A 22,476-nucleotide genomic window follows, 5' to 3' on the forward strand; every position below is an offset into this window, starting at 1 on the left:
CAGCAAAAGAACCATAGACAATTATCGATTCCGGTTGATAAGTCTTTTTCAAATAGTCTATTATTTTGTCCGTACTTTTCATTACATTCGCCTCCTCAAATACCGATTTCTCAGTTTCAAAAACTGGAATTTAGTTTTGCATGAGTTTTACATACTCCGCAACCCAAAAGATGTTTTTCAAATCTTCCTCATCTAATCCACGGTAGACAAACAAATCATCGTGCAGTGGCATTACTTCCTCGATATTTTCGCTTTCAATATGAAATTCTCCTGTGCTTAAATCAATGCCGACAAGAGCATTGCCTGTCTTATAGCTTTTTATATTAGGAAGCACACTTTTGGGCAATTTGTTGCGAGAGAATGCATTCTCTGTGATATTGAGTGCAACTATTTCTTGAAAAGCTGCATCGTTAAATACTTGATGGGCATATTTATTTCTGAAATATTGGTCTACTTCTGTTCCTGTTTTTCGGTTTGGCTTCATCGCTGCATGGTGTGCTTCAAAAATTCGTTTCCACTCTGCAAGCATTTCTGCTGTTGGTTTAACGGTTAGCATTTTGTTTCCTCCTCTACAACTTCCGATTGAGATTTCACCTGTTTTAAGAGATTTAATAACTGTTATATTTTGTTATTAAATTCTCCGCAAAACCTTGAAAACACTGAATTTATCACTGGTGAACTTTCCCTTATTGTTTCCCTTGTGTTATATTGTCCCGCCAGTGTTTACGAACTCTGATAAGGGTAAATACAAGGGCAAGAAAATCCTATAAAACAGTATAACACAAAATAAAAGTGACATGGTGAACTGATTGAAATGCTTCTGATTTTTGCAACAAATGATTGATTTAACGATAATGAGATTTGATACGATGAGAACAATATTTGCAGAATACAATCCCAACCGTTGCTAATACAGAAAGTAAGCCCGCTGCTGCGAGAATTATCTGCAACTGCCCCAGATTGATGTTTGGCAGGTTACAGTCAGGTAACGCTGGAAAAAACTAATTCCTGAATTTGATTCTTTTTTCATGATATCTGCTCTCCTTAAATTATTTACAACAATCCCCGTCACCGCATCCAAGGCAAGTAAGGGATTCTATAAAGTGTTTGTAATTCATCAATGTCTCACAATTCAAAGAATAGTGATGCCATTTTCCTTCCTTACGATCATTCACAAGGCCGCATCCTACCAATATCTTCATATGATGGGATAAAGTTGGCTGGGTAATTTCAAATCTTTCCAAAAGTTTACACCCGCACTTTTCTCCATCCGACAGCATCTGTACAATTTCCAGCCGGTTCGCATCACCCAAAGCCTTGCATATCAAAGCCACATCCATTGCATTCATATTGACACCTCACATTGATCATTGTCTATGCTCAATATAATATATACATAGATATTTGTCAATGTATGTATTTTAAAAAAGAGAATCAAGTTTTTGATTCTCTTCATACATTCATTATAGCTTTTATCATCCATTTTATTTGCCCCAAACAGCCGCTGCATTCGACCTTACAAGCAGTTCTTCCACAGGCAGACCAATCGGACAAATATCATGACAAGATAACGACTTCCCGCATCCCTCAAAATATTTCTTCTTATATTCAGCAGAAATCTCATTCAAATGAGTGCTTTCCTGTTCTTCATTCAGAATCCGAAATGCGTTGACTGCAGCAACAGCGCCTGCGAAAGTCCCATTTGCAGAGAAGTTAGGACACACTTCAAGGCAGCAGCCACACATCAGACAGCGTGCCGACTGGTATCTCGGTTCATGTGTCCACGAACTCATATAAGCTTCACTTTCAAGCCAAAGGTTCAGTTTTTTCAAATTTTCAAACAGATTTGACCGGTCAACGATCAAATCTCTTACAAGCGGAAATTTGCTTAAAGGTTCCAAGGTGATTGTAGAACCTTTTAACATATGTAGAAATGTAGAGCATGCCAGCCTCGGACGTTCGTTAATCAGCATGGCGCAAGCCCCACATTTTCGCACCATACAGCTACATTCCCAGCTGATGGGAGTAACTATAGTTCCTGAGTTATCTTTCAAAGGAGTTCTACTGTTCAATTCCTTTAGAACAGTGGCAACAGAGCTGTTTTTGCTTCCGTCAAACTCAAATTCCTGCCAATAACTATCTGATTTCTGACTCTCCTGCCGCCTGATTTTTATTTTATATACCAAGTGAATCACCGCCTTTCTGGAACAGGTACAAAGGAAATCTGTATCTGCTTTCCATCAAATCTGGCTACCGTTGTTTTAAGGTAATCATTGTCATTGCTCTTCGGATAATCCTCCCGCCAGTGTGCACCACGGCTTTCTTTTCTTGCAAGAGCACTCTTTAGAACTGCCATGCCAAGCAATGGAAGATTTCCTGTCAGCGCTTGTACCGTTTGAATCCCATTTAACAACGTATTCTCATTTCTGACAACGCCCATAGTCTCCTGCATCACTTTGTTTAATTGCTTTATTTCTGAAATTTGAGACGCTGGTGGAAAATCTATCTGTGTCGCACAAGATAGATCTACTACATCTGCCTGTTCGCATGCTGATTTTGCCGCAACACGTCCTCCGTATAACGCTCCTAACAGAGAATTTCCACCAAGACGGTTGGTACCATGATATTGGGCACAGCATTCTCCGGCAGCGTAAAGATTCTGAATCGGCGTTCTGTGCTGCTCATCCACCAGAATACCTCCCATAAAATAGTGAATTCCCGGTAAAACAGACACCGGTTCCTTTCGTATATCTTTATGCAAATAGGTCATACAATCGTCTGCCAGACCAGATAGCTTATTTGAAATAATCTCCTCCGATATTTCCGTCATGTCAAGAAATACCTCTGATTCATGGCTGACCTTCCATATCTCTCTGGCGGTAATATCTCGTGGCATCAGATTTCCAAGCTCCGGGTATTTTTCCTCCATGAAATACCATTGTTTTCCATCTTTCATGGCAAACAACCTGCCACCTTCCCCTCTGGCCGCCTCGCTGATGAGCATGCGTTTTCCACCACATTTCACAGTTGTCGGATGATACTGGATCATCTCGCCATTTGCCAGAGGAACACCAAGCCGGAACAATTCTGCGGTGACTTCTCCTGTATTGCTCAGCGAACCCGTTGTATTTCCAAACAATCCGTGCATACCACCGGTGGCAACAATAACCGCATCCCCCGGTAATTCCACAGTCTCCTGACTGTATTCATCCCTGATTACGCAGCCACAACAAATATTGCCACACAGACGAAGTGTTAGGAAAGAATGATGGCTGAACCGTTCTACCATACCAGATGCTTCTTTCCTGCGAACAGCGTCTATCATAGCTGTCATGATCTGCTTCCCGGTATCGCTCTGTGCAAAAGCAGTCCGTTTCTTTTTCTGCCCGCCAAAATTTCGCAGATCCACATCATCATAGCCACTCATGTTAAATTTAACTCCAAGTTTTAGCAGCCAGTGCACCAGCTCCGGTGCTGCCTGTGTCATTCCCCAAACTGCATTTGGATCTGCCAGACCACATGCTGCCTTTATTGTATCTGTAAAATGTTCTTCGGGACTGTCGTTTTCATCTTTTGTATTCAAAGCTGCGTTGATACCGCCCTCCGCCATAACAGACTGTGCCCGCTCTGACGGAAGGGAGGAAACCAGTTTTACATTGCATCCATTTTCCGCTGCCTGCAAAGCCGCTGAAAGTCCTGCCAGTCCAGCACCTATAATAATAATTGTCTTACTCATAGATATTGCCACCCAATATAATAGAAAATAACTGCGCCCGCTATAAACAGAAGGAGCACCGAAAGAATCAAATAAATATCACCCCTTCGTTCTTTATAACTGATGATTCCCAGCGATACGAGCAATGGGCGGATATTGATAAAAATATGAACAAAGATTGCCGCCACGAACAAAAGCTGAGTTACCATCTTTACCGTTGTAAAAGGGAACAAAATATATGTCCCATTCTGCACCTTTCCAAACAAGCCAATATGGAAGAACAGCAGGATCAGTATTGCCAGCCCACTGGCTCGTCTCGCCCAGAATATGGCGTTCTGTTTCAGATACATTTTTCCGGATTGCTTCGCTGTCTGTAAACTCTGAACTGTCAGGATGACACCAATCACCGTATGCACAACAAGAATACCAACACCAATCCATGCAAGAAGTTTCCCTGCACTACTTCCAACTCCGTTCAGCATAAAGCTTCCCATGATTCCATGAATCATAAAAATGAGAAGCATTAAAACAGACAAAATCGTATTCCATTTTCTCATAAATTCCCGCTCACCTCATTTCTTCGCTGTCCATGATCATATAGTCCATCTGTGATAACGTTGTAACGTCAATAAAATCATCCGATGCCAGAAATACATCATACTTTCCACTTACCACTCTTGATAGCATCATTGTGTTACTGTACTCTTTCAGATCTACGAAAAAACCGGCCTGTTTCAACCTGTCACAGAGTTTCTTAGCATAACTGACAAGCGGATAATCCGTCTCAGATACATATAACCGAAAACTAATGTCCGTTTTCATGAGATCTGTTTCATTTGTTTCCGAATCGTCCAGTGCCAATTCTTTTAATTTATTCCGGGTGTTCTCGTTGTCGAGACCATCTGACATCATATTAATACCGAGAACATAAGAGCCTTCCAACTGTGCGGCGGCTTGAGCCGCCTTTTTTGACTTCGGTGTTGCTCCTGTGACTGCATCAATCATAGAAGGCGGTGAGTGCAAAAGTGCACCGAAACCTGCAAGAAAAACAATTGTAACTGCTAACAGAATCAATTTCCGTTTCACATTGCCACCTCGTTTCTTATTTTTTTAAAATCCTCATTGCGTTCAAGACGGCAATTATGGTAACGCCTACATCACCAAATACAGCTTCCCACATTCCCGCAATACCAAGAGCGCCAAGAATCAGGAACACACTCTTAATCCCAAGAGCAATCACTATATTCTGCATGACAATCTGTTTTGTCGCTTTTGCTACTTCAATCGCGTCCACCAGCTTAGACGGTTCATCTGTCATCAGAACTACATCTGCTGCTTCAATGGCCGCATCCGAACCAAGCCCACCCATTGCAATACCAACATCTGCACGGGCAAGGACAGGAGCGTCATTGATACCATCACCAACAAAAGCCAATTTGCTTCCCGGTCTCTTTTTACTATCTAAAAGCTCAACCTTTTCCACTTTTTGGTCAGGAAGCAGCTGTGCATAATATTCATCCAACTGCAATTCTTCTGCAACGGACTTCCCAATTTTTTCATCATCACCGGTAAGCATGACTGTTTTTTCCACGCCGATATGTTTCAGGTCAGAAATTGCTTTTTTACTGTCCGGCTTCACTTCATCTGTTATCAAAATACATCCTGCATATTGACCATCTACAGCCAAATAAACTTTTGTACCTGCGTTTTCACAGGTTGTGTACTCTATACATTCTGTATCCATAAGTTTCGTATTGCCAGCAAAAACTTTCTTTTCCCCTGCCATTACACTGATTCCATATCCTGAAATTTCCTTATAATCAGAAATCACTGACTGATCAATTTCTTTTCCATAAGCAGCAAGAATGGATTTTGCAATAGGATGGTTAGAAAAACTCTCTGCCTCTGCCGCATACTCCAGAACCTGTTCTTTTGAAAATCCATTTGCAGGCAAAATATCCGTCACATTGAAAACACCTTTTGTAAGTGTTCCGGTTTTATCGAACACAATAACGCTGACATTATTAAGTGCCTCTAAATAATTGCTTCCTTTTACAAGAACACCTCGTTTAGATGCTGCACCAATGCCGCCGAAGAAAGTCAGCGGGATTGAAATAACCAATGCACATGGACAAGATACCACAAGGAAAACAAATCCTCTGCGAATCCACTCTGTCCAGCCTCCGCCAAGAATGATCGGTGGCAGAATCGCCAGAAAAGCTGCTAAGATTACAACCACAGGTGTATAATAACGTGCAAATGTAGTAATAAAATTTTCTGTTGGTGCTTTTCGGCTTGACGCATTTTCCACAAGATCAATAATCTTTGAAGCCGTAGATTCACCAAATGCTTTTGTTGTCTTAATCATTAAGACACCCGTCTGATTCATACAACCGGAAAGTGCTTCGTCTCCTTTATGAACACTTCTCGGAACTGATTCTCCTGTTAAGGCCCTTGTATCCAGCATAGAATCTCCATCCAATACCACACCGTCTAATGGAATTTTTTCACCAGGCTTTACAATAATAATCTCACCAATGGAGACATTTTCTGGAGATATGGTAATCAATTCCCCATTTCTTCTTACTGTAGCAGAATCTGGACGTATATCCATTAAGTCTGATATAGATTTTCTGGAACGCTTAACAGCCAATGACTGAAAAAATTCACCTACCTGATAGAATAGCATAACAGCAACTGCTTCTGGATATTCACCAATGACAAAAGCCCCAATCGTAGAAACACTCATCAAAAAATGTTCATCAAATACACGCCCCTTTGAAATGTTCCTCACAGCCTGCCATACAACATCTCCACCAAGAATAACATAAGAAACAATGAGAAAAGCTAACTCGATAGGCAGTGGCACTTTCGCAAAAACAGTCAATGCCATACCAATGGCATAGATTGCTGCACCAGTCGCTAAACGAACTGTCAACTTCTTATCTTCATTGTTATAGGATTCATTGGCCTCCTGCTTTTTTTCCGGTATATAAGATTCCTGTACAATTTCAGAAACTTCCACATCTGGCTCATGGCTATGAACAATCGTTTCAATCTGACTGGCTATCGTATCTGCGGCTGTCTGAGTAACATTGATTGTAAGCGTCTGCTTCATCAGATTTACCACTGAGGATTGCACTCCATCCAACTCTCCGACTTCTTTTTCAATTTTTGCGGAACAATTTGGACAGTCCAACCCTTTTAATAGAAATATGCGTTTCATGATAATCTCCTTATAATTTGTTTAATTGTTCAATTACTCAACTATAATGTTAAAAAATATTATTTCTGCCAAAGATGCTCAAATCCCTTGTCAATAATCTCTTTCACATGATCATCTGCCAGTGAGTAGTAAACTATCTGTGCTTCTTTACGGAATTTTACCAGATTCGCAAGGCGTAATGCCTTTAACTGATGCGAAATTGCAGATTTTGTTACCCCCAGTAGCACTGCAAGATCACATACACACATCTCACTCTGTTCCAGAGCGTGTAAGATTTGTACTCTGGTACCATCTCCAAATAGCTTAAATAAAGAAGCCAACTGGATATAATCATCTTTTGGCTGCATCTTGGATTTCACATCATTCACAATATCCTCATGAATTACATCGCAATTACAAATATAAGACGTTTTTGGCATATATTCACCTCCAAATAATAATAGTTGAACAATTACTCAACTATTATTATACTTATTTTTAAATTCATGTCAATAAGCTGATGTTAGTTCCCCATAAATTTTACAATTAAAACCAGCTCTTTATTCTTTTCTTAATCTTTTTTCCCAGTATACCGTTTTGGCTTTCTTGTCACACTTCCAGTAAATTCCAAATTTGTAACGCTGAGTTTATATGTAATTGTCATGGTTTCCATATTTTTTAGAACACATACCATTTCATTCGTTAATTCCGGCAAGCGTTTTAAACACGGAAGTTTCCTTTTGGCATTTGCATATACATGTCTTGCGTCAAAATAGAACTGATTATTTGTAAGAATAGATTTTTTTGCATTCTTATAAAAATCCTTGGTCGAAAGTCTTGTCTCCACTCCTGTTAAATGTAGAAAGTGATCTATTGGAAAAGAAACTTCAAAATATTCATCTCCACAAACATACAGAAATGTTTTACCTGCCAAATTTTGGAAATATACGATTTCCGCCTCTGTAATACCTTGTCGTATTACGTTTTTCTTATCTACCTTTGTTGCCATTTATACCTCACATGCCAACAAGAGTGTGGCATTAAACCACACTCTTCTGAGAATTACTTTTGTAAAAGAGTTTTCTGCTGGTTGTCAGCCTCGGTACCCAGTTAAGATACCCATAACGACGTGAAAATCATTAAGTCCCCCACGTGGACTACAGCTTTATCCAAGCTGCCAGGCTCGATGCCCAGTTAAGACATCTAATGAGATGGAAGTTTACCCTGCTCCATCTGCAGCCCAACTTTTAATGATGCTCTTACATCGAGAACATTTCTGTTCTTGCTTTTATTATACTCAATCATAAAAAAATCAACACAGATTAGCAAATTATATTATTCCGATCCGATCTTCTAAAGGTGTAAATAAGGTGTAAATTTTACGTTTCTATCCAAGAAGCCCAATAAAATCAAGGCTTTTGCCCCGTCCCTTAAACACTGCCGTGGCAGATGAATAATATTTTTATCATTGTTTTGTTTCTCCTTGTTTTGCCCCGGAATGCCCTATTTTGCAAGGGATTCCGGGGTTATTGTAAAATGCTCTGAAATTACAGATTATGGCAAATCAGAGCAGAACTCTGCAAGTTGTTACTACCTGTTAGTAGTAAAATTAGTAGTAAAAGGGAAAGGGTTACTACTAAGGATTGTTTATTAAAAAAGCTGTTGTATCTACTGACACAACGTAAGTAGGTAATCCTCCGTATCTGTTTTTTTGTTTTTTATTCTGCTACAATCTCCTTTTTGTATAAGTACAGTCCTTTGACTGCCTGACATATACAAAAGATACGATATGAACAAATGAAATGTTAGTTTTTGTACGGAGTATCGTTCGCCATTATGTCTCTTTCACTGGAAGTAATCTGCTTTACCAGTTGGAAAAATCCCTTCAAGTCCGTAAAGTTATTGTATCCTCCAGTGCAATCGTTCAATCCTTTTGCAGAACGGACGAGAAATCCCTTAGAGTTCATCATGTCGAAATCTATGGGGTGGTTCCTGCATTCATGGAATGAAAAATATGCATACTTTTTTTGTTTCGTTGTCCTTAAAATATCCGCACATATCGTAATGCCCCGTCTCAAAGGTAATAAGCCTTAATCCATATTTTGCGGCATTAATTTTCATACTCTTTTTCATGTCATTTGCAAAATCTATAAATTCCTTGGAATTTTTCCCATAGTCATCTTTTATTGTTTTTCCCTGACATTTTCTGTATAGTTCTTCCAAAACGTTTTCTTTTCATATTCTGAACTTTTGAAATGATGTCGCCATTGATAACATTTTTATTATACAGGAATGAGGCGGTAATCGCAAACACAATCCACAATACAAAATGATATTCTTTTTTTCTGGATGTTTCTGTGATATACTTATACGCGGTCGTATCAGACCGGAAAGGAAATATTATGTTACAAAAATTATATGTTTTTTTCAGGAAAGAAACCGTTTTGTCAATTGCAGTGATCCTGGCGCTTCTTTCTATGTTCTGGGTCAGACCGGATAAGGCTTATTTTACTTATATCGATTTCAGGACTCTCGGGCTCCTCTTCTGTTTGATGGCAATTGTAGCTGGTTTGAAGGCTGTTGGTGTTTTTGATATACTTGCCAAAAAATTGCTGATGGGAACATCGGGAACTGTGGGTGTGATCAGGCTGTTGGTACTCTTATGTTTCTTCCTGTCAATGGTGATCACCAATGATGTGGCATTGATTACTTTTGTTCCTCTTGCACTGATCATTGTGCATAAACTGCCAAAGGAACTGGGCAATTACTGGCTTCTTAAAATAGTAGCCATGCAGACAATCGCTGCTAATCTCGGAAGCATGCTCACACCAATCGGAAATCCGCAGAACCTTTATCTATATGCCAGAGCAGGGATGTCCGCGGCAGAATTAATAACCCTGATGCTTCCCTATTCCACCACAGCACTTATCCTTCTTCTGATATGGATACAGGTAGCCGCTGCCAAAGCACCTCACGTATGCGATTCCGAAAAAGATAAAACTCTTTTGGGATTCTCTGACAGAAAAGAACTTAACATGGAATACCTGGCCACTTACCTGATCTTATTTACAATCTGCCTGCTCACTGTTGCACGTATCATTCCATACCAGATTCCTCTTGTATTGGTTCTTATATATATGCTGCTAAGAAACAGGGAAAATATAAGCAGGGTGGATTACTCCCTGCTTGCCACCTTTATCGCATTATTTATTTTTATCGGCAACCTTGGAAGGATTCCGCAATTCAGCAGTTTTCTGGAAAGAATCATGGCAGGAAGGGAAACACTTACTGCTGTTCTTGCCAGTCAGATTATGAGCAATGTTCCCGCTGCGCTTCTTTTATCCGGCTTTACAGATAATTACCGGTCTTTAATTGTCGGAACCAATATTGGAGGTCTCGGCACTCTGATTGCATCCATGGCAAGCCTGATAAGTTTCAAATATATTGCCAAAAAAAGCAGGAATCTGAGAGGGAAGTATTTGGGAATATTCACAGCCTCCAATATTATATTCATGATATTCATGTTAATATTGTATTTTTTTCTTAGATAAAGGTTTTCCCGGAATTACAAAAGCTATAGCAATTCTTTCTTCGCAAAAAATTCTCCGCGGCACTCTCCCATCCTGGAAGAAAATCCGCGGAGAAATAAATATATTTTCGGTGCCAATACAAAGATCATTAATCTTTACACCACTTTACAACTTTTTCATAAAAAAATATCGTACAGGACTTTCTGATGTATAATGAATTTTACCCAAAACATTACAAAGGAAAGTGACCCTGTACGACAAAAGTATTATACAATTAAAAAACTCTGATTGGTAGACTTCACAAATATTTTTTGATTTATTTTGAAACTTTTTCTGCTCCAACAGCAGATACTCTATTCCTGTTTATACTATCAATACTGACCTTGGAATCCGCACACTCCATACAGTTTTTGTATCAGCATTTTTTCTGAAATAACAGAAAAATCTTTCAGCTTTCTCTCAATTTCAAAACAGCGTCCTGCAGATATATCTTCCAGATTCACGCCGGCAAAACTTCCTGAAATTATATAAATGGTATTAACGATTTCATCCACACATCATGACTTTTGATTCATAGAGGAAATGCATCAACATCTCCAAACGCTTTAAGCAACACACATTTGCTTTCCATAACCAGCATGCCAGCTTCCAGATCGATATCTCCAAGCCCCAACACTACACTTCCATCAGTTACAACCAGACAGAGATTGTGACATCGGATTAGTTCATAACTTTGCTTCACATCTTTTTGTATCTTCAGATAAGGTTGCAACGGTGTACAAAGGGAACATAATAAAAAACTTAATAATGGACTGCCAATCTTACACAAAGTACCGCCCAAACGAGACTACGGGCGGTATTTTTGTATCATGGCGGAGAAAGGAGGAACTTCCCACGGGGGCTTGACTGAAAAGTTGAGCCCCTTTTTTCATGCCAAAAAACAGGAGGTAAATGCTTATGGCAGATGATAAAACCACAAAAACGCCGGAACAGCCGGTAACGGATAGCGGGCCGGGCAAGGAAACGCCTCCTGCTCCCCCAAAAGAGCCGGAGAAGGTTTCCGTTTCCTCGGAGCCGGGAAAAAAGACGGAACCAGAGGTAAAGAACCCACAGGTTTCCGTCTATAACTTCGCTGAAATTATGAAGGAAAAGAAAGCCGAGGAACGGGCGGCAACTCCCGGCGTGGAAAAGCCTGACCCGGCAAAAGTGGAGAAACCGGAAAAGCAGCCGGAGACTCCGAAAAAAGCAGAGGAAAAACCCAAAGATCCGGAACAGCCGAAGCGCCGGGGCCGTCCCCCGAAAGCAGATAAGGACAAGGCCGCAGCCCCGAAGTCCAAAGCCCCCGCACAGAAACCGGAAAAGACGGTCAAAAAGGAGCCGGAGAAAAAAACGGCTCCAACGGTGCAGACCGCTCCCACTCCGAAGGAACCTGAAAAGCCGCAGGATGCACCACGCCGGGGCAAGGAGCAGATCGTCTATATCAAGCTGAATGAACTCCACGCCTTCAAGAACCATCCCTTTGAGGTTCGGGATGATGAAGAAATGCGGGCTATGGTGTCCAGCGTCAAGGACAAGGGCGTTACCCAGCCCGCTATCGTCCGTCCCCGTGAGGATGGCGGCTATGAGATCGTGTCCGGCCACCGCCGCCAGAAAGCCAGTGAGCTTGCCGGATATGCGGATATGCCCTGTATCGTCCGAAACCTGACGGACGATGAAGCCATCACGCAGATGGTCGAGGACAATCTCAACCAGCGTGAAGAAATCCTCCCCAGTGAGCGGGCCAAAGCCTTGAAAATGCAGCTTGAAGCTATCAAGCACCAGGGCTCCCGCACTTCGGGCCAGATTGACCCGAAGGACGCTGGCAAACGCTCCAACGAGATTGTGGCCGAGCGCAATAAGATGGCGGTCAAACAGGTGCAGCGGTATATCCGGCTCAATGAGCTGGTTCCCGACCTGATGAAGTTGATGGATGAAAAAAAGCTGGGCTTTACTACGGCGGTGGAGCTTTCCTATGTCAGCAAAAAGAACCAGAACTATATCGCCGTCGCCATTGACAGCCAGCAGTCCTCGCCTTCACAGGCGCAGGCAAAGCGTATGCGTGAGTTGGACGAAAAGAAGTTGCTCAACGGGGATGTGATCGACGGCATTATGATGGAGGACAAAAAGGAGGTAGACAAAGTGATTTTGACAGGTGCGGAACTGAGCAAGTATTTCGACAAGGAAACTACGCCGAGGGAAATGAAGGACCAGATCATCAAGCTGCTGGACGACTGGAAGGGTCAGCAGAAGGAACACGAAAAGCCGGAGAAGAAAACCGAACAGGAAAAGTAAGCTAAAACTTCGGGTCAGCATGGCCCGAGGATTGCGGGGCTCTGCCCCGCGCCCCGAAGCTCTGGAGATATAAATTATTCCCCGTCGCCAGTTATTCCGTAGCATAGCCGGGAAAATCAGTCAAGGGCAGCGCCGCCGCAGGCGGTGCCGGAGGCACCCTTGACGGATTTCTCCCGGTTATGCTTTTTCCCGGTCAAGCGACGGGGATATAAATTCTCCAGAGCCGTTCCCCTTCCCGGGGGAAGGGGCGGAGGGGTTGGGCGAACTCTTGCTTTTCCCTAAACCAAAACAGAAATGGAGGCTCAACCAATGAAACGACCTTTAGCGTACCTGACCGCCGCATGGAGCGGCGAGCCGGATGTTGATATGGAGCTGGCGGCTCACTACTGCCGCCTTGCTTATGAGGCGGGCTTTTCCCCGATCTGCCCGCTCTTGTACCTGCCGCTGTTTTTGAATGACAGCGTTCCCGAGGAACATAAGGCCGGGATTGATATGCGCCGGGATATGCTGCGGCGTTCTCATACCCTGATCGTCTGCGGCAGCGTTGTGGACGAGGATGTGAAAAACGATATTGCGGTTGCCGGACGGCTGGGCATTGCGGCGACAACGCTGGAAGGGGTGCTTGCCGTGAAGGGACACGGCACCCCGGGCCATGCCGGACATTAAGCTGGGGAGCCTTTTCGACGGGATCGGCGTGTTCCCTCTGGCTGCTTCCCGGTGCGGTATCCGTCCGGTATGGGCCAGCGAGATTGAAAAAGCGCCCATCTCCATAACCAAAAGGCACTTTCCCGATATGGCGCATTTGGGAGATATTACGAAGGTGGACGGCGGGAAAATCCCGCCGGTCCATGTGATAACCTTCGGTTCCCCCTGTCAGAACCTTTCTCTGATCGGCAACCGCTCCGGCCTTGCCGGGGCAAAATCAAGCCTGTTCTATCAGGCGTTTCGTATCATACAGGAAATGAGGGATGCTACTGATAACCTATATCCAGCTATCGCTGTTTGGGAAAACGTCATGGGAGCGTTTTCTACAAATGACCGGATGGACTTTAGAGCCGTCCTATCCGCCTTCTCGGACACCGAAGTTCCAATGCCTCCTTCGGGAAGATGGGGAAATGCCGGAATGGTGCGAGGGGGAACGCCTGATGTGTGCTGGCGGCTCATGGACGCCCAGTATTGGGCAGGCTCCCGAAGGCTGGCACGAAGGCAGCGGATTTTCGTCGTGGCGGATTTTGGAGGCAGACGTGCCGCAGACATACTATTTAAGCCCCGTCCAATGCTCCCACTTCCTCCGCCTTGCGGAGAGGGCGGGCGGGCCGCCGCCGAAGGAGATCGAACAGCTTCTTTTGAAACAGGGTGGCAGATACCAGTCATCCACCCCTTTCAGTGCTTCCGTATGCGGGGAGCGGCAAAAAGGCAGGAAGAAACGGCCTTCCGAAACAGCTTCGGATTACCAACTGACCCTTTTCCCACTCTTTTAGCCAGTGATGTAACGCCCTTTGCCTTCTGGTATGAGGGCGACCCGGAGGGCGGCTGTATCCGTTTTCTGACGGAAACAGAAAGTGAACGGCTGATGGGGCTGCCGGAGGGCTGGACAAAGTACGGGGCGGACGGCATGGAGATCCGGCCTCTGCAACGCTACAAGGCGCTGGGAAATGCGATTGCCCTCCCTTGCGCCGATTACATTATGGCCGGGATCTATGAGGTGCTGGCTGACCGGGCCGGAAAGGAGGAATAAGCCCATGTTTGAAGCCTATATAACCAATACAGCCCTGTACCCCTTAATGGGGATCGAGGTAGGGACAACGGTACATTTCCCCACGACGACACAGGAGTTGCAGGCCGCCCTTGCCAAAATCGGGATAGACGGGAAACGGTACAGCGAAGTGTTCTTTACCAGCTTTGACAGCGATGTGCTGGGGCTCTACGATCATCTCTACGAATGTGAGAACATCGACGAGCTGAACGAGCTGGGCCACGCTCTGCTGGAAGTACGGGATAAGGGCGGACTGGAAACCTTTGAAGCCGCTCTTGTCTTGGGAAACCACACACGGAGCGTGAAGGATTTGATAAACCTGACGCAGAACCTTGACCTTTACCGCTTTTACCCGGATATTTCTGATGATGAAGGCTGGGCCGTCTGTACGCCGACGAGCTTGGAACCATCGACATACCGGAGCACATTCAGAACTACTTCGATTATGAAGCATACGGACGGGATGTGCGTATCAACGAGGGCGGCGTATTCGCTCCCGGTGGGTATGTGTCGGTAGTCCCGGAGGCTTCAAGGAGTATTACCACGGGCCGCAGGACATCCCGCCGGAACACCGGATATTTGCCTATCCTGAAAAGGCCGAGCCTGTCCACTCCATTCTCGCCGCACTCAAACGGTTTCAAGAAGCCCCGCCCGCTCCGAAGAAGGACAAGGCGGGGCCTTCCCATGAAGAACGGTAGGACTTCGGGCCAGCATGGCCCGAAGCATGAAGGAGGTGCATACCATCAACTATTACCCTATCAATGAAGGGGCCGCCCGCCGGGCAAAGGAAATGAATAGCTTTTCCGACTACAAGGAAGGGAGCGCAACGGCGGAATACCGGGCAATGGTAGACAAGGCCGCAGCCATAGCCGAACAGCAAAAATCCCGGGTAGACCCCATGTACCATGAGAAGATCGACCATCTGTTAGACACCTACGCCCGCAAGCTGGCCGAAAACATGAACCAGGGCTTTGCCATTGACGCAAGGGTTCCCTCTATGATGATCGCCGGACCTGCCAATTTCCCGGTGGGAAAGAAGGAAAAACAGAACCGGGCCCGGGACAGCAACATGGAGGAATGGCGGTATATTCAAGGGCTGCTGGATAAGATACGCAGCACCGGCATGGGCGGGATCAGCGCCGATGACCCGGCAGCGATTGAAAAGCTCCAGAAGAAGCTGGACGGGCTGGAACGCTCCCAGCTCATTATGAAGGAGGTCAACGCCTATTACCGCAAGCATGGCAAGCTGGACGGCTGTGCGCTGCTGTCGCCGGATCAGATTGAAAAGCTGAAAGCAAGCATAGCGTCAAGCTGGCGAAGCGACCCGAGGCCCTTTGAAAGCTACCAGCTTACCAACAACAATGCGGAGATCCGCCGGGTAAAGACCCGTATCGAACAGCTTTCCAAACAGGCACAGCGGGAGTTTTCCGGCTGGGAGTTCGACGGGGGCCGTGTGGAGATGAACCGGGAGGACAACCGCTTGCAGGTATTCTTTGATGGAAAGCCTGACGCGGACACCCGGGCCGAGCTGAAAAGCAGCGGCTTTCGCTGGGCTCCCAGCGTGGGCGCATGGCAGAGGCAGCTCACGGACAACGCCATCCGGGCGGCTGACCGTTTGGAATGTATCAAGCCGCTGTCCGGCGAAAAGCCTCCCAGCTTCAAAAGAAGCCCTCTATCTTGCAGACCATGCGGGAACAGGGCGAAAAAGTCCAGACGGAGCCGGAAAAGAAAGCTCCGTCCGGCAGGGATGCCGAGCGGTAAGCCTCGGGCCACATTGGCCCGAGGTTTTCTGTTCCCCGAGACTGTACGGGGGCCTCCCGGATAGCGGGAACCCCGACGGAAAGGAGGTTTTATGCAGGAAGAAGTAAACCAAAAAACAGTTGCCCTTTCGATCAGGACAACGAAGCTCACGGGAAAGGTGCTGGCTGCCGCGCTTGGGAAGGTGGCGCGGGCGGTACAAAAGCACCACCGGAAAGCGCTGACCCCGCAGGGACGCCAGAGCGTGAAAAAGCTGATGAACCACTATGGCGGCAAAAGCGCCATGCCCTATGTGGGAGCCCCAAAGGATTTTGACCGGATTGCGAAGGAGTTCCATGTGGACTACGCTTTCCATAAAGTGAGCCCCGGCCATTACCTGCTGTTCTTCAAAGCCAATCAGGCGGACGCCATCACAGCGGCCTTCCAGAAGTACAGCGCAAAGGTGCTGAACAAAGAGCAGGACAAGGCTTCCATCCTCGGCCAGCTTCGGAAATTCACGGAGCAGATCAGGACGCAGGCAAAGGAAAAGCAGCGGACCAGAGAGGCGGTGAAGGACGGACGTTGAGTGACAAGATTAGAAAATATGTGCTCCCAAACCTGCCGTACCTCTTTGTGTTCTGGTTCTTCTCCAAAATCGGGACGGCCTACCGGATCGCCCCCGGCACAGACTTCGGGACAAAGCTCATGGGAATGCTCGATACCTTCCCCAAAGCCTTTGAAACCTACTGGCCGGGGCTGGGCGGTATTGACCTGCTGGTGGGCCTTGCCGGTGCGGCTGGGGTGTATCTGCTGATACAGTCAAAGATCAGGCAGGCGAAAAAATTCCGGCGGGATGCGGAGTACGGCACCGCCCGCTTTGGAACAAAGGAGGATATAAAGCCGTTTGTAGACCCTAAATTTCAGAACAATGTCATTCTGACCGGGACGGAGTTCCTTACCATGAACACCCGCCCGAAGATTCCCGCCAATGCCCGGAACCTAAACGCCTGTGTCATCGGCTCGTCCGGCTCGGGAAAGACAAGGTTCTGGCTGACCCCGCAGCTCCTTCAAGCCCATTCCTCGTATGTGGTGGTAGACCCGAAGGGCGGCACCCTCGACCAGTGCGGGCGGTTTCTGCAACGGGAGAAATACAGGGTGCGGGTGTTCAACAGTATCGACTTTTCAAAATCCATGCACTACAATCCGCTGGCCTATATCAAGACGGAAAGCGATGTTTTGAAATTCGTTACTGCTCTGATCGCCAACACCAAAGGCGACGGCAAGGAGGGCGACGAGTTCTGGACTAAAGCTGAAACCCTCTTGTACTGCGCCCTTGTGGCCTACATCGTCTTTGAGGGGCCGGAGGAAGAACGCAACATGAATACGCTGGTGGAAATGATAAACAGCATGGAAGTCCGGGAGGATGACGAAACCTTCAAAAATGCGGTGGACTATATGTTTGACGGGTTGGAACGTCGTAGCCCCCAGCACTTCGCCGTGAGGCAGTATAAGAAATACAAGCTCGCCAGCGGTGTTGTATGCTCTAAAAGACTTCTTAATCAAGCGGTTGGGAAGTCTCTTAGAACACACAACCTAAAACCGAAGAAAAGAGCGCAAGTTATGAGAAAAAACGAGAAAATCACTGCTCTGTACGAACGACTGAGCCGTGATGACTTTGGCAAAGATGATGACCAGCAGCGTGAGAGCAACTCCATATCCAATCAAAAAGCAATGTTGGAGGACTTCGCCGCACGGCAGGGCTTTACAAACATTGTCCATTTCACGGACGATGGCATTAGTGGTACTTGTTTTGACCGTCCCGGATTTTTGGCAATGATGAAAGAAGTGGAAGCCGGGAATGTGGAGTACCTTTGTATCAAGGACATGAGCCGCATGGGTCGTGACTATCTGAAAGTCGGTCAGATTATGGAAATCCTGCGTCAGCGTGGCGTTCGCCTTATCGCCATCAATGACGGCGTGGACAGTGCCAGAGGTGATGATGATTTTACCCCTTTCCGCAACATTATGAACGAGTATTACGCCAGAGATACCAGCCGTAAAATCCGTTCCACTTTCCAGTCCAAAGGCAAGTCCGGCAAGCACCTCACAGGCACGGTCATTTACGGCTATCTTTGGAACGAAGCAAGAGACCAATGGTTGGTTGACCCCGAAGCCGCCGAGGTGGTCAAGCGCATCTTTGCCATGACGATTGACGGCTACGGTCCGTATCAGATCGCCAGCAGGCTGAAAGAAGAAAAAGTCCTCATTCCGTCCGCTTACCTTGCCCAGCACGGCGAGGGCGTGAACAAAAACAAGACTTTCAAAGATGTGTACGGCTGGGGTTCTTCCACCATTTGCAACATTCTTGAAAAGCGTGAGTATCTGGGACATACCATCAACTTCAAGACCCGAAAGCACTTCAAGGACAAGAAAAGCCATTATGTCCCGGAGGACGAATGGACAATTTTCGAGAATACCCATGAGCCTATCATTGACCAGCAGACCTTTGACCTTGTGCAGAAAATCCGTGGGAATGTCAGACGCTACCCGGACGGCTGGGGCGAAGCAGCTCCACTTACTGGCTTGCTTTATTGTGCCGATTGCGGCGGTAAAATGTATGTCCACCGTACCAACAACGGCAAGCGTATTTCTCAATATACCTGTTCCCAATACAGCAAAGTCCCAGTTGGAAAGCTCTGCACGACACAGCACCGTATCAATGAAGATGTGGTACTGTCCCTTGTTTCCGAAATGCTCAAAGCTATTGCCGAGTATGCCAAGCATGACCGAGCCGAGTTTGTCCGTGTGGTGCAGGAAGCGCAGTCCAGCCAGCAGACGGCAGAGGTCAGAAAACAGCGCACACGCCTTGCCACAGCAAAGCAGAGAGTTTCCGAGCTGGAAGTCCTGCTCTGCAAAATCTATGAGGACAACATTTTAGGCAAGCTGTCCGACAGCAGATACGCCACTCTGGACGCTCAATACGAAAAGGAACAGTCCGAGCTTACCGCTGAAATCTCTGTTCTGGAAAAGGCTGTCAAGAGCTATGAGAAGCACGAAAAGGACGCTGACCGTTTTATCGCTCTGATTGACAAATATGAGAACTTCGACAAGCTGACCATTGCCATGCTCAACGAGTTTATCGAGAAAATCCTTGTGCATGAGCGTGACCGCAAGGGCAGTATACAGACCACACAGGAGGTCGAGATTTACTTCAATTTTGTCGGGCGATTCGTTCCCCCGGCGTTTGGCGAAGTGGAGCTGACACCGGAAGAATTAGAGGAAATCCGCAAGCGTGAGGAACGAAAGGACAGACTTCATCAGAACTACTTGAAGCGGAAAGCCAGCGGAGCGCAGAAGCGATACGAGGACAAAATCAAGGGGAGAAAAAAGGCAGAAATCGAAGCCAAGAAAGCCGCCATTCGTGCGGAGGACATTGCAAAGGGCGTGTTCGTCCCTGTCAGCAGCTTACCGCAGAGAGAGCCGATGAAAGGAGTACAAACAGCATGAATATCACTTACACACAGAACGGCGATTATCTTATCCCGAACATCGTTATCCGCAAGACAAAGCCCCTCAGACACTACGGCAGACTTCGCAAGGCGTATCTGGAAATGCACCGCCCGATACTGTTCAATGAGCTGGCGCTATCCGACAAGCTCTTTGAGCATTGCGCCGAGATTGACGAAGCGGCACGAAGCCGCATGGAGCTGATCGTGCGGTCACTGGCAGAGCAAAACGGCGTGACAGAGCAACTGAAAGCTGAAAACCAAATGGAATGGGTGCGGCAGATGAACGCTTGCAAGGCACAGGCAGAGGAGATTGTGAAGTTTGAGCTGATTTATGACTGATACTGAGAGCGCCCGGACGAAAAATGTTCGGGCGCTCAAACGCTTGAACAAACTGTAACTTTTTCAAGGAGTCTATTGACTAAGGCACCGAGTATGAGTATAATTAGTTCTGCTACTTAGCAACGCTAATCAGCAGAACTAAAGTGTGGTGAAGATTATGGATAACAAATATGTGCAACAATTCAAAAAAGGCTCTCTTGAAATGATACTATTATCCTTAATCGGGCGCAAAGAGACCTATGGCTATGAAATAATCACAGAGTTAAATAGCAGTGCATCTGTCTTAGGATATGCAAAAGAGGGAACGATTTACCCTATTCTGTATCGCTTACAAGAAGCGGAACTAATTCAATGTCGTTTAGCACCAGCGGCTGCTAATGGCGGATCAAAAAAATATTACTCCCTTACTCTTAAAGGAAAGGAAGTTTTACAGGAATTGATTACGTTTTGGTCCAGCTATACGGATTGTGTAAATAGCTTTATCGCCACCTATCAACAAACGGAGGTCTCAGAATGAAGGAGCAATACATAAGGCAGGTTGAAAAGGAATTAAATTTATCACGCAAAGCAAAAACCGAGGTTGTGCGTGACTTGAATGAAATATTTAATTCTGCCGTGGAGCATGGAGAAACTGAACAACAGGTAATCGAAAGGCTTGGAACGCCGCAAGAATTTGCTAACAGCACAGCAGAACAGTTTGGAATTGATAATTCCGTCCCAAAGAAACGGAAATGGATCATTTCAAGTGTCATTTCCCTTGTGGTAGCTATTGTTGCTTTTTTAATTTATGCTACTGCAAAGTCTGGTAAAGTGCCGGAAGGAGCAATCGGGCAAGCAGACGCAATGACAAACATTCAGGTTAATGGTGATTTTATTTTTGATGCTTCTCAAATTATTTTATTGGTTGGCATAATCGCTTTTGCATTTGCCACAATTCAGATTATCAGAGCTGTCCACAACAATAGGAGGTAACTATGAAAAGATTTATTCCGGGAATTGCAATTTTGCTTATATTGTCATTGACTGCTTGCTCCGCCCCAAAAACACCACCCAAAGACACAGGAGACGCAAGCAATTCGCAATCTGAAGGTATTATTAGGCTTGATGAGGGAGAATGGCCAGTCAATGAATATACTGAGGGACTTCCCGTTCCAACTGGCACAGTTGCATGGGCTATGCTTGATACAGAACACGGAAATTTCAGTATCAGTATTGCAGGTATAGACGAAAAAGGCTATGATAACTACATGGAGCTTTTGATACAAGAGGGCTTTTCAGTAGTTGAGAATGTGTCAGAGAAAATCAAAGGAGAAAACTATGTTTCTGTCGGGACACTCCTATCAAATGGAGAAAAAGGTTTAAGTATCAGCTACATACCTGATAATTTAACAATTTATGTTTCATTTGAAAAATGAGAGCGTGCAATAAACAGCGAAGCAAAATCCCTTTAGGAACTAAAGGGCGCACTTCTATACTCTCTATCGAGAGTAGTGCGTCCTGCGGAGCTTCATTCCCGGTCAGCAGAAGAAAACTGCCTGACCGAGAATGTTGCGTCACTTCGTTCCGTCAAGGTGGCTACACCCCCTTGCGCCGCTAAAGCGGCTATCCCCTGTGGACTTGCCGTCCGCAAACAGCATGAAATGCTGTTCGCCGCCAGCAAGTTTGAAAAAACCGAATACCGAAAATCAGACCGTTGACTGGTCGCAATCTGCGAAAAGTTGACGGTCTTTTTTTATTCCCAAAATCAAAAAAAGGAGGTCAAGCACAATGACAAAACCGAAAACCCTTGAACAACTCCGAGCTGAAAAAGAACGAGCCGAGACAAGGCTTGCACAGGAACAGCACAAGCTGGAGCGTCTGGAAAACCGAAAGAAATTTCTGGAACAAGGCGAAAGAAAGAAACGCACCCACCGCCTTTGCAATCTGGGCGGCACGATTGAGAGCCTTGCCCCGGAGGTCAAAGATCTCACACGCACCGAAATGACAGAGCTGATGGAACAAATCTTTTCTTTGTCCGAAGTCCAGCGAGCCGTCCGTCACATGACGATTACCCACATCAGCCAAGCAAACAGAGAAAAGGAGTTGAAAGCCGATGGCACTATTTCATCTGAGCGTCACGCAGACTAAGCGAAGCGCAGGACAGTCCGCTATCGCTTCTGCTGCCTACCGAGCCGGGGAGCGATTGTATAGCGAGTATTACGGCGAATACAGCGACTACACCCGCAAGGGCGGCGTGATCTGCTCCGACATTCTCCTGCCGTCCCATGCACCGCCCGAATACGCAGACCGCCAGACCCTATGGAACGCCGTGGAAAAAGCCGAGCGTGGAAAGAACGCCCAGCTTGCATACAGCT

At 45.9% G+C, this 22,476-nt stretch carries 25 protein-coding genes and 1 pseudogene; 15 read left to right on the forward strand and 11 right to left on the reverse strand.

Translation table 11 applies throughout. The features are described from left to right. Positions 1-130: 130 nt before the first annotated feature. From DXA55_RS15315 to DXA55_RS15365, 10 genes are all read right to left on the reverse strand, one after another. Positions 131-556 carry a hypothetical protein gene (locus DXA55_RS15315; RefSeq protein WP_117814574.1) on the reverse strand — a complete coding sequence of 142 codons (426 nt, stop codon included), beginning with the start codon at positions 554-556 and terminating at the stop codon, positions 131-133. Positions 557-1,049: 493 nt separating this feature from the next. Beyond that, positions 1,050-1,349, reverse strand: a complete 300-nt coding sequence (locus DXA55_RS15325) for an ArsR/SmtB family transcription factor (RefSeq protein WP_005330972.1) — start codon at positions 1,347-1,349, stop codon at positions 1,050-1,052. A 135-nt stretch (positions 1,350-1,484) separates the two neighbouring features. Continuing rightward, positions 1,485-2,195 (reverse strand): succinate dehydrogenase/fumarate reductase iron-sulfur subunit, encoded by a 711-nt coding sequence (locus DXA55_RS15330; protein ID WP_330377146.1) that lies wholly within the window; start codon positions 2,193-2,195, stop codon positions 1,485-1,487. Further along, a complete protein-coding gene (locus tag DXA55_RS15335; protein ID WP_117814575.1) occupies positions 2,192-3,736 on the reverse strand; it encodes an FAD-binding protein in 1,545 nt (514 codons plus the stop codon). The genes DXA55_RS15330 and DXA55_RS15335 overlap by 4 nt, the downstream gene beginning before the upstream one ends. Then, on the reverse strand, positions 3,733-4,272 hold the full coding sequence (locus DXA55_RS15340; RefSeq protein ID WP_008703787.1) for a hypothetical protein: 540 nt from the start codon (positions 4,270-4,272) through the stop codon (positions 3,733-3,735). The genes DXA55_RS15335 and DXA55_RS15340 overlap by 4 nt, the downstream gene beginning before the upstream one ends. A 10-nt stretch (positions 4,273-4,282) precedes the next feature. After that, the gene (locus DXA55_RS15345; RefSeq protein ID WP_117814576.1) at positions 4,283-4,801 is read right to left on the reverse strand and encodes a DUF6921 family protein; all 519 of its coding nucleotides are present in this window, start codon (positions 4,799-4,801) and stop codon (positions 4,283-4,285) included. 16 nt (positions 4,802-4,817) lie between these two features. Further along, positions 4,818-6,941 carry a heavy metal translocating P-type ATPase gene (locus DXA55_RS15350; RefSeq protein WP_117814577.1) on the reverse strand — a complete coding sequence of 708 codons (2,124 nt, stop codon included), beginning with the start codon at positions 6,939-6,941 and terminating at the stop codon, positions 4,818-4,820. A 59-nt stretch (positions 6,942-7,000) separates the two neighbouring features. Next, positions 7,001-7,360: an ArsR/SmtB family transcription factor gene (locus DXA55_RS15355; RefSeq protein ID WP_005330964.1), complete on the reverse strand. Its 360-nt coding sequence runs from the start codon at positions 7,358-7,360 to the stop codon at positions 7,001-7,003. Positions 7,361-7,491: 131 nt separating this feature from the next. Next, entirely contained in the window at positions 7,492-7,929 is a 438-nt protein-coding gene (locus DXA55_RS15360) for a PBECR4 domain-containing protein (RefSeq protein ID WP_117814578.1), read from the reverse strand. A gap of 989 nt (positions 7,930-8,918) precedes the next feature. Beyond that, positions 8,919-9,143, reverse strand: coding sequence for a hypothetical protein (locus DXA55_RS15365; protein ID WP_055221561.1), 225 nt, complete (start codon positions 9,141-9,143; stop codon positions 8,919-8,921). 179 nt (positions 9,144-9,322) lie between these two features. Here DXA55_RS15365 and DXA55_RS15370 point away from each other — a divergent pair, with 179 nt between their 5' ends. Next, positions 9,323-10,471 carry an SLC13 family permease gene (locus tag DXA55_RS15370; protein WP_117814579.1) on the forward strand — a complete coding sequence of 383 codons (1,149 nt, stop codon included), beginning with the start codon at positions 9,323-9,325 and terminating at the stop codon, positions 10,469-10,471. Positions 10,472-10,893: 422 nt separating this feature from the next. Here the strand turns inward: DXA55_RS15370 and DXA55_RS19410 are convergent. Then, positions 10,894-11,219 (reverse strand): annotated as a pseudogene (locus DXA55_RS19410) (NAD-dependent malic enzyme); the annotation flags it as partial. A gap of 188 nt (positions 11,220-11,407) precedes the next feature. Between DXA55_RS19410 and DXA55_RS15385 the strand changes: the two are divergent. From DXA55_RS15385 to DXA55_RS15450, 14 genes are all read left to right on the forward strand, one after another. Further along, complete coding sequence (locus tag DXA55_RS15385; protein WP_330415350.1) at positions 11,408-12,781, forward strand: ParB/RepB/Spo0J family partition protein; 1,374 nt, start codon at positions 11,408-11,410, stop codon at positions 12,779-12,781. 309 nt (positions 12,782-13,090) lie between these two features. Beyond that, positions 13,091-13,447, forward strand: a complete 357-nt coding sequence (locus DXA55_RS15390) for a DUF7768 domain-containing protein (protein ID WP_009901612.1) — start codon at positions 13,091-13,093, stop codon at positions 13,445-13,447. Then, positions 13,434-14,519, forward strand: a complete 1,086-nt coding sequence (locus DXA55_RS15395) for a DNA cytosine methyltransferase (protein ID WP_117814581.1) — start codon at positions 13,434-13,436, stop codon at positions 14,517-14,519. The genes DXA55_RS15390 and DXA55_RS15395 overlap by 14 nt, the downstream gene beginning before the upstream one ends. Positions 14,520-14,565: 46 nt before the next feature. After that, positions 14,566-15,054 carry an antirestriction protein ArdA gene (locus tag DXA55_RS15400; protein ID WP_278309029.1) on the forward strand — a complete coding sequence of 163 codons (489 nt, stop codon included), beginning with the start codon at positions 14,566-14,568 and terminating at the stop codon, positions 15,052-15,054. Beyond that, entirely contained in the window at positions 14,964-15,302 is a 339-nt protein-coding gene (locus DXA55_RS19665) for an antirestriction protein ArdA (protein WP_278309030.1), read from the forward strand. The genes DXA55_RS15400 and DXA55_RS19665 overlap by 91 nt, the downstream gene beginning before the upstream one ends. Continuing rightward, on the forward strand, positions 15,250-16,362 hold the full coding sequence (locus DXA55_RS15405; protein WP_242998613.1) for a hypothetical protein: 1,113 nt from the start codon (positions 15,250-15,252) through the stop codon (positions 16,360-16,362). The genes DXA55_RS19665 and DXA55_RS15405 overlap by 53 nt, the downstream gene beginning before the upstream one ends. A 27-nt stretch (positions 16,363-16,389) precedes the next feature. Next, positions 16,390-16,860: a PcfB family protein gene (locus DXA55_RS15410; RefSeq protein ID WP_007887898.1), complete on the forward strand. Its 471-nt coding sequence runs from the start codon at positions 16,390-16,392 to the stop codon at positions 16,858-16,860. After that, on the forward strand, positions 16,857-19,781 hold the full coding sequence (locus DXA55_RS15415; RefSeq protein ID WP_117814582.1) for a DUF4368 domain-containing protein: 2,925 nt from the start codon (positions 16,857-16,859) through the stop codon (positions 19,779-19,781). Before DXA55_RS15410 ends, DXA55_RS15415 begins: the two co-directional genes overlap by 4 nt. After that, positions 19,778-20,122: a TnpV protein gene (locus tag DXA55_RS15420; protein ID WP_117814583.1), complete on the forward strand. Its 345-nt coding sequence runs from the start codon at positions 19,778-19,780 to the stop codon at positions 20,120-20,122. Before DXA55_RS15415 ends, DXA55_RS15420 begins: the two co-directional genes overlap by 4 nt. Positions 20,123-20,267: 145 nt before the next feature. Continuing rightward, the gene (locus DXA55_RS15425; RefSeq protein WP_242998616.1) at positions 20,268-20,639 is read left to right on the forward strand and encodes a PadR family transcriptional regulator; all 372 of its coding nucleotides are present in this window, start codon (positions 20,268-20,270) and stop codon (positions 20,637-20,639) included. Next, on the forward strand, positions 20,636-21,094 hold the full coding sequence (locus DXA55_RS15430) for an HAAS signaling domain-containing protein (RefSeq protein WP_117814584.1): 459 nt from the start codon (positions 20,636-20,638) through the stop codon (positions 21,092-21,094). Before DXA55_RS15425 ends, DXA55_RS15430 begins: the two co-directional genes overlap by 4 nt. A 2-nt stretch (positions 21,095-21,096) precedes the next feature. Further along, positions 21,097-21,537 carry a hypothetical protein gene (locus DXA55_RS15435; protein ID WP_117814585.1) on the forward strand — a complete coding sequence of 147 codons (441 nt, stop codon included), beginning with the start codon at positions 21,097-21,099 and terminating at the stop codon, positions 21,535-21,537. Positions 21,538-21,889: 352 nt separating this feature from the next. Then, positions 21,890-22,249 (forward strand): DUF3847 domain-containing protein, encoded by a 360-nt coding sequence (locus DXA55_RS15445; RefSeq protein ID WP_117814586.1) that lies wholly within the window; start codon positions 21,890-21,892, stop codon positions 22,247-22,249. Continuing rightward, positions 22,215-22,476 (forward strand): MobA/MobL family protein (locus DXA55_RS15450; RefSeq protein ID WP_158565100.1); only part of this gene is annotated, 262 nt, incomplete at its 3' end. The genes DXA55_RS15445 and DXA55_RS15450, both read left to right, overlap by 35 nt.

This window comes from Blautia sp. OF03-13 (genome assembly GCF_003460685.1).
GTDB classification, from domain to species: domain Bacteria; phylum Bacillota; class Clostridia; order Lachnospirales; family Lachnospiraceae; genus Fusicatenibacter; species Fusicatenibacter saccharivorans.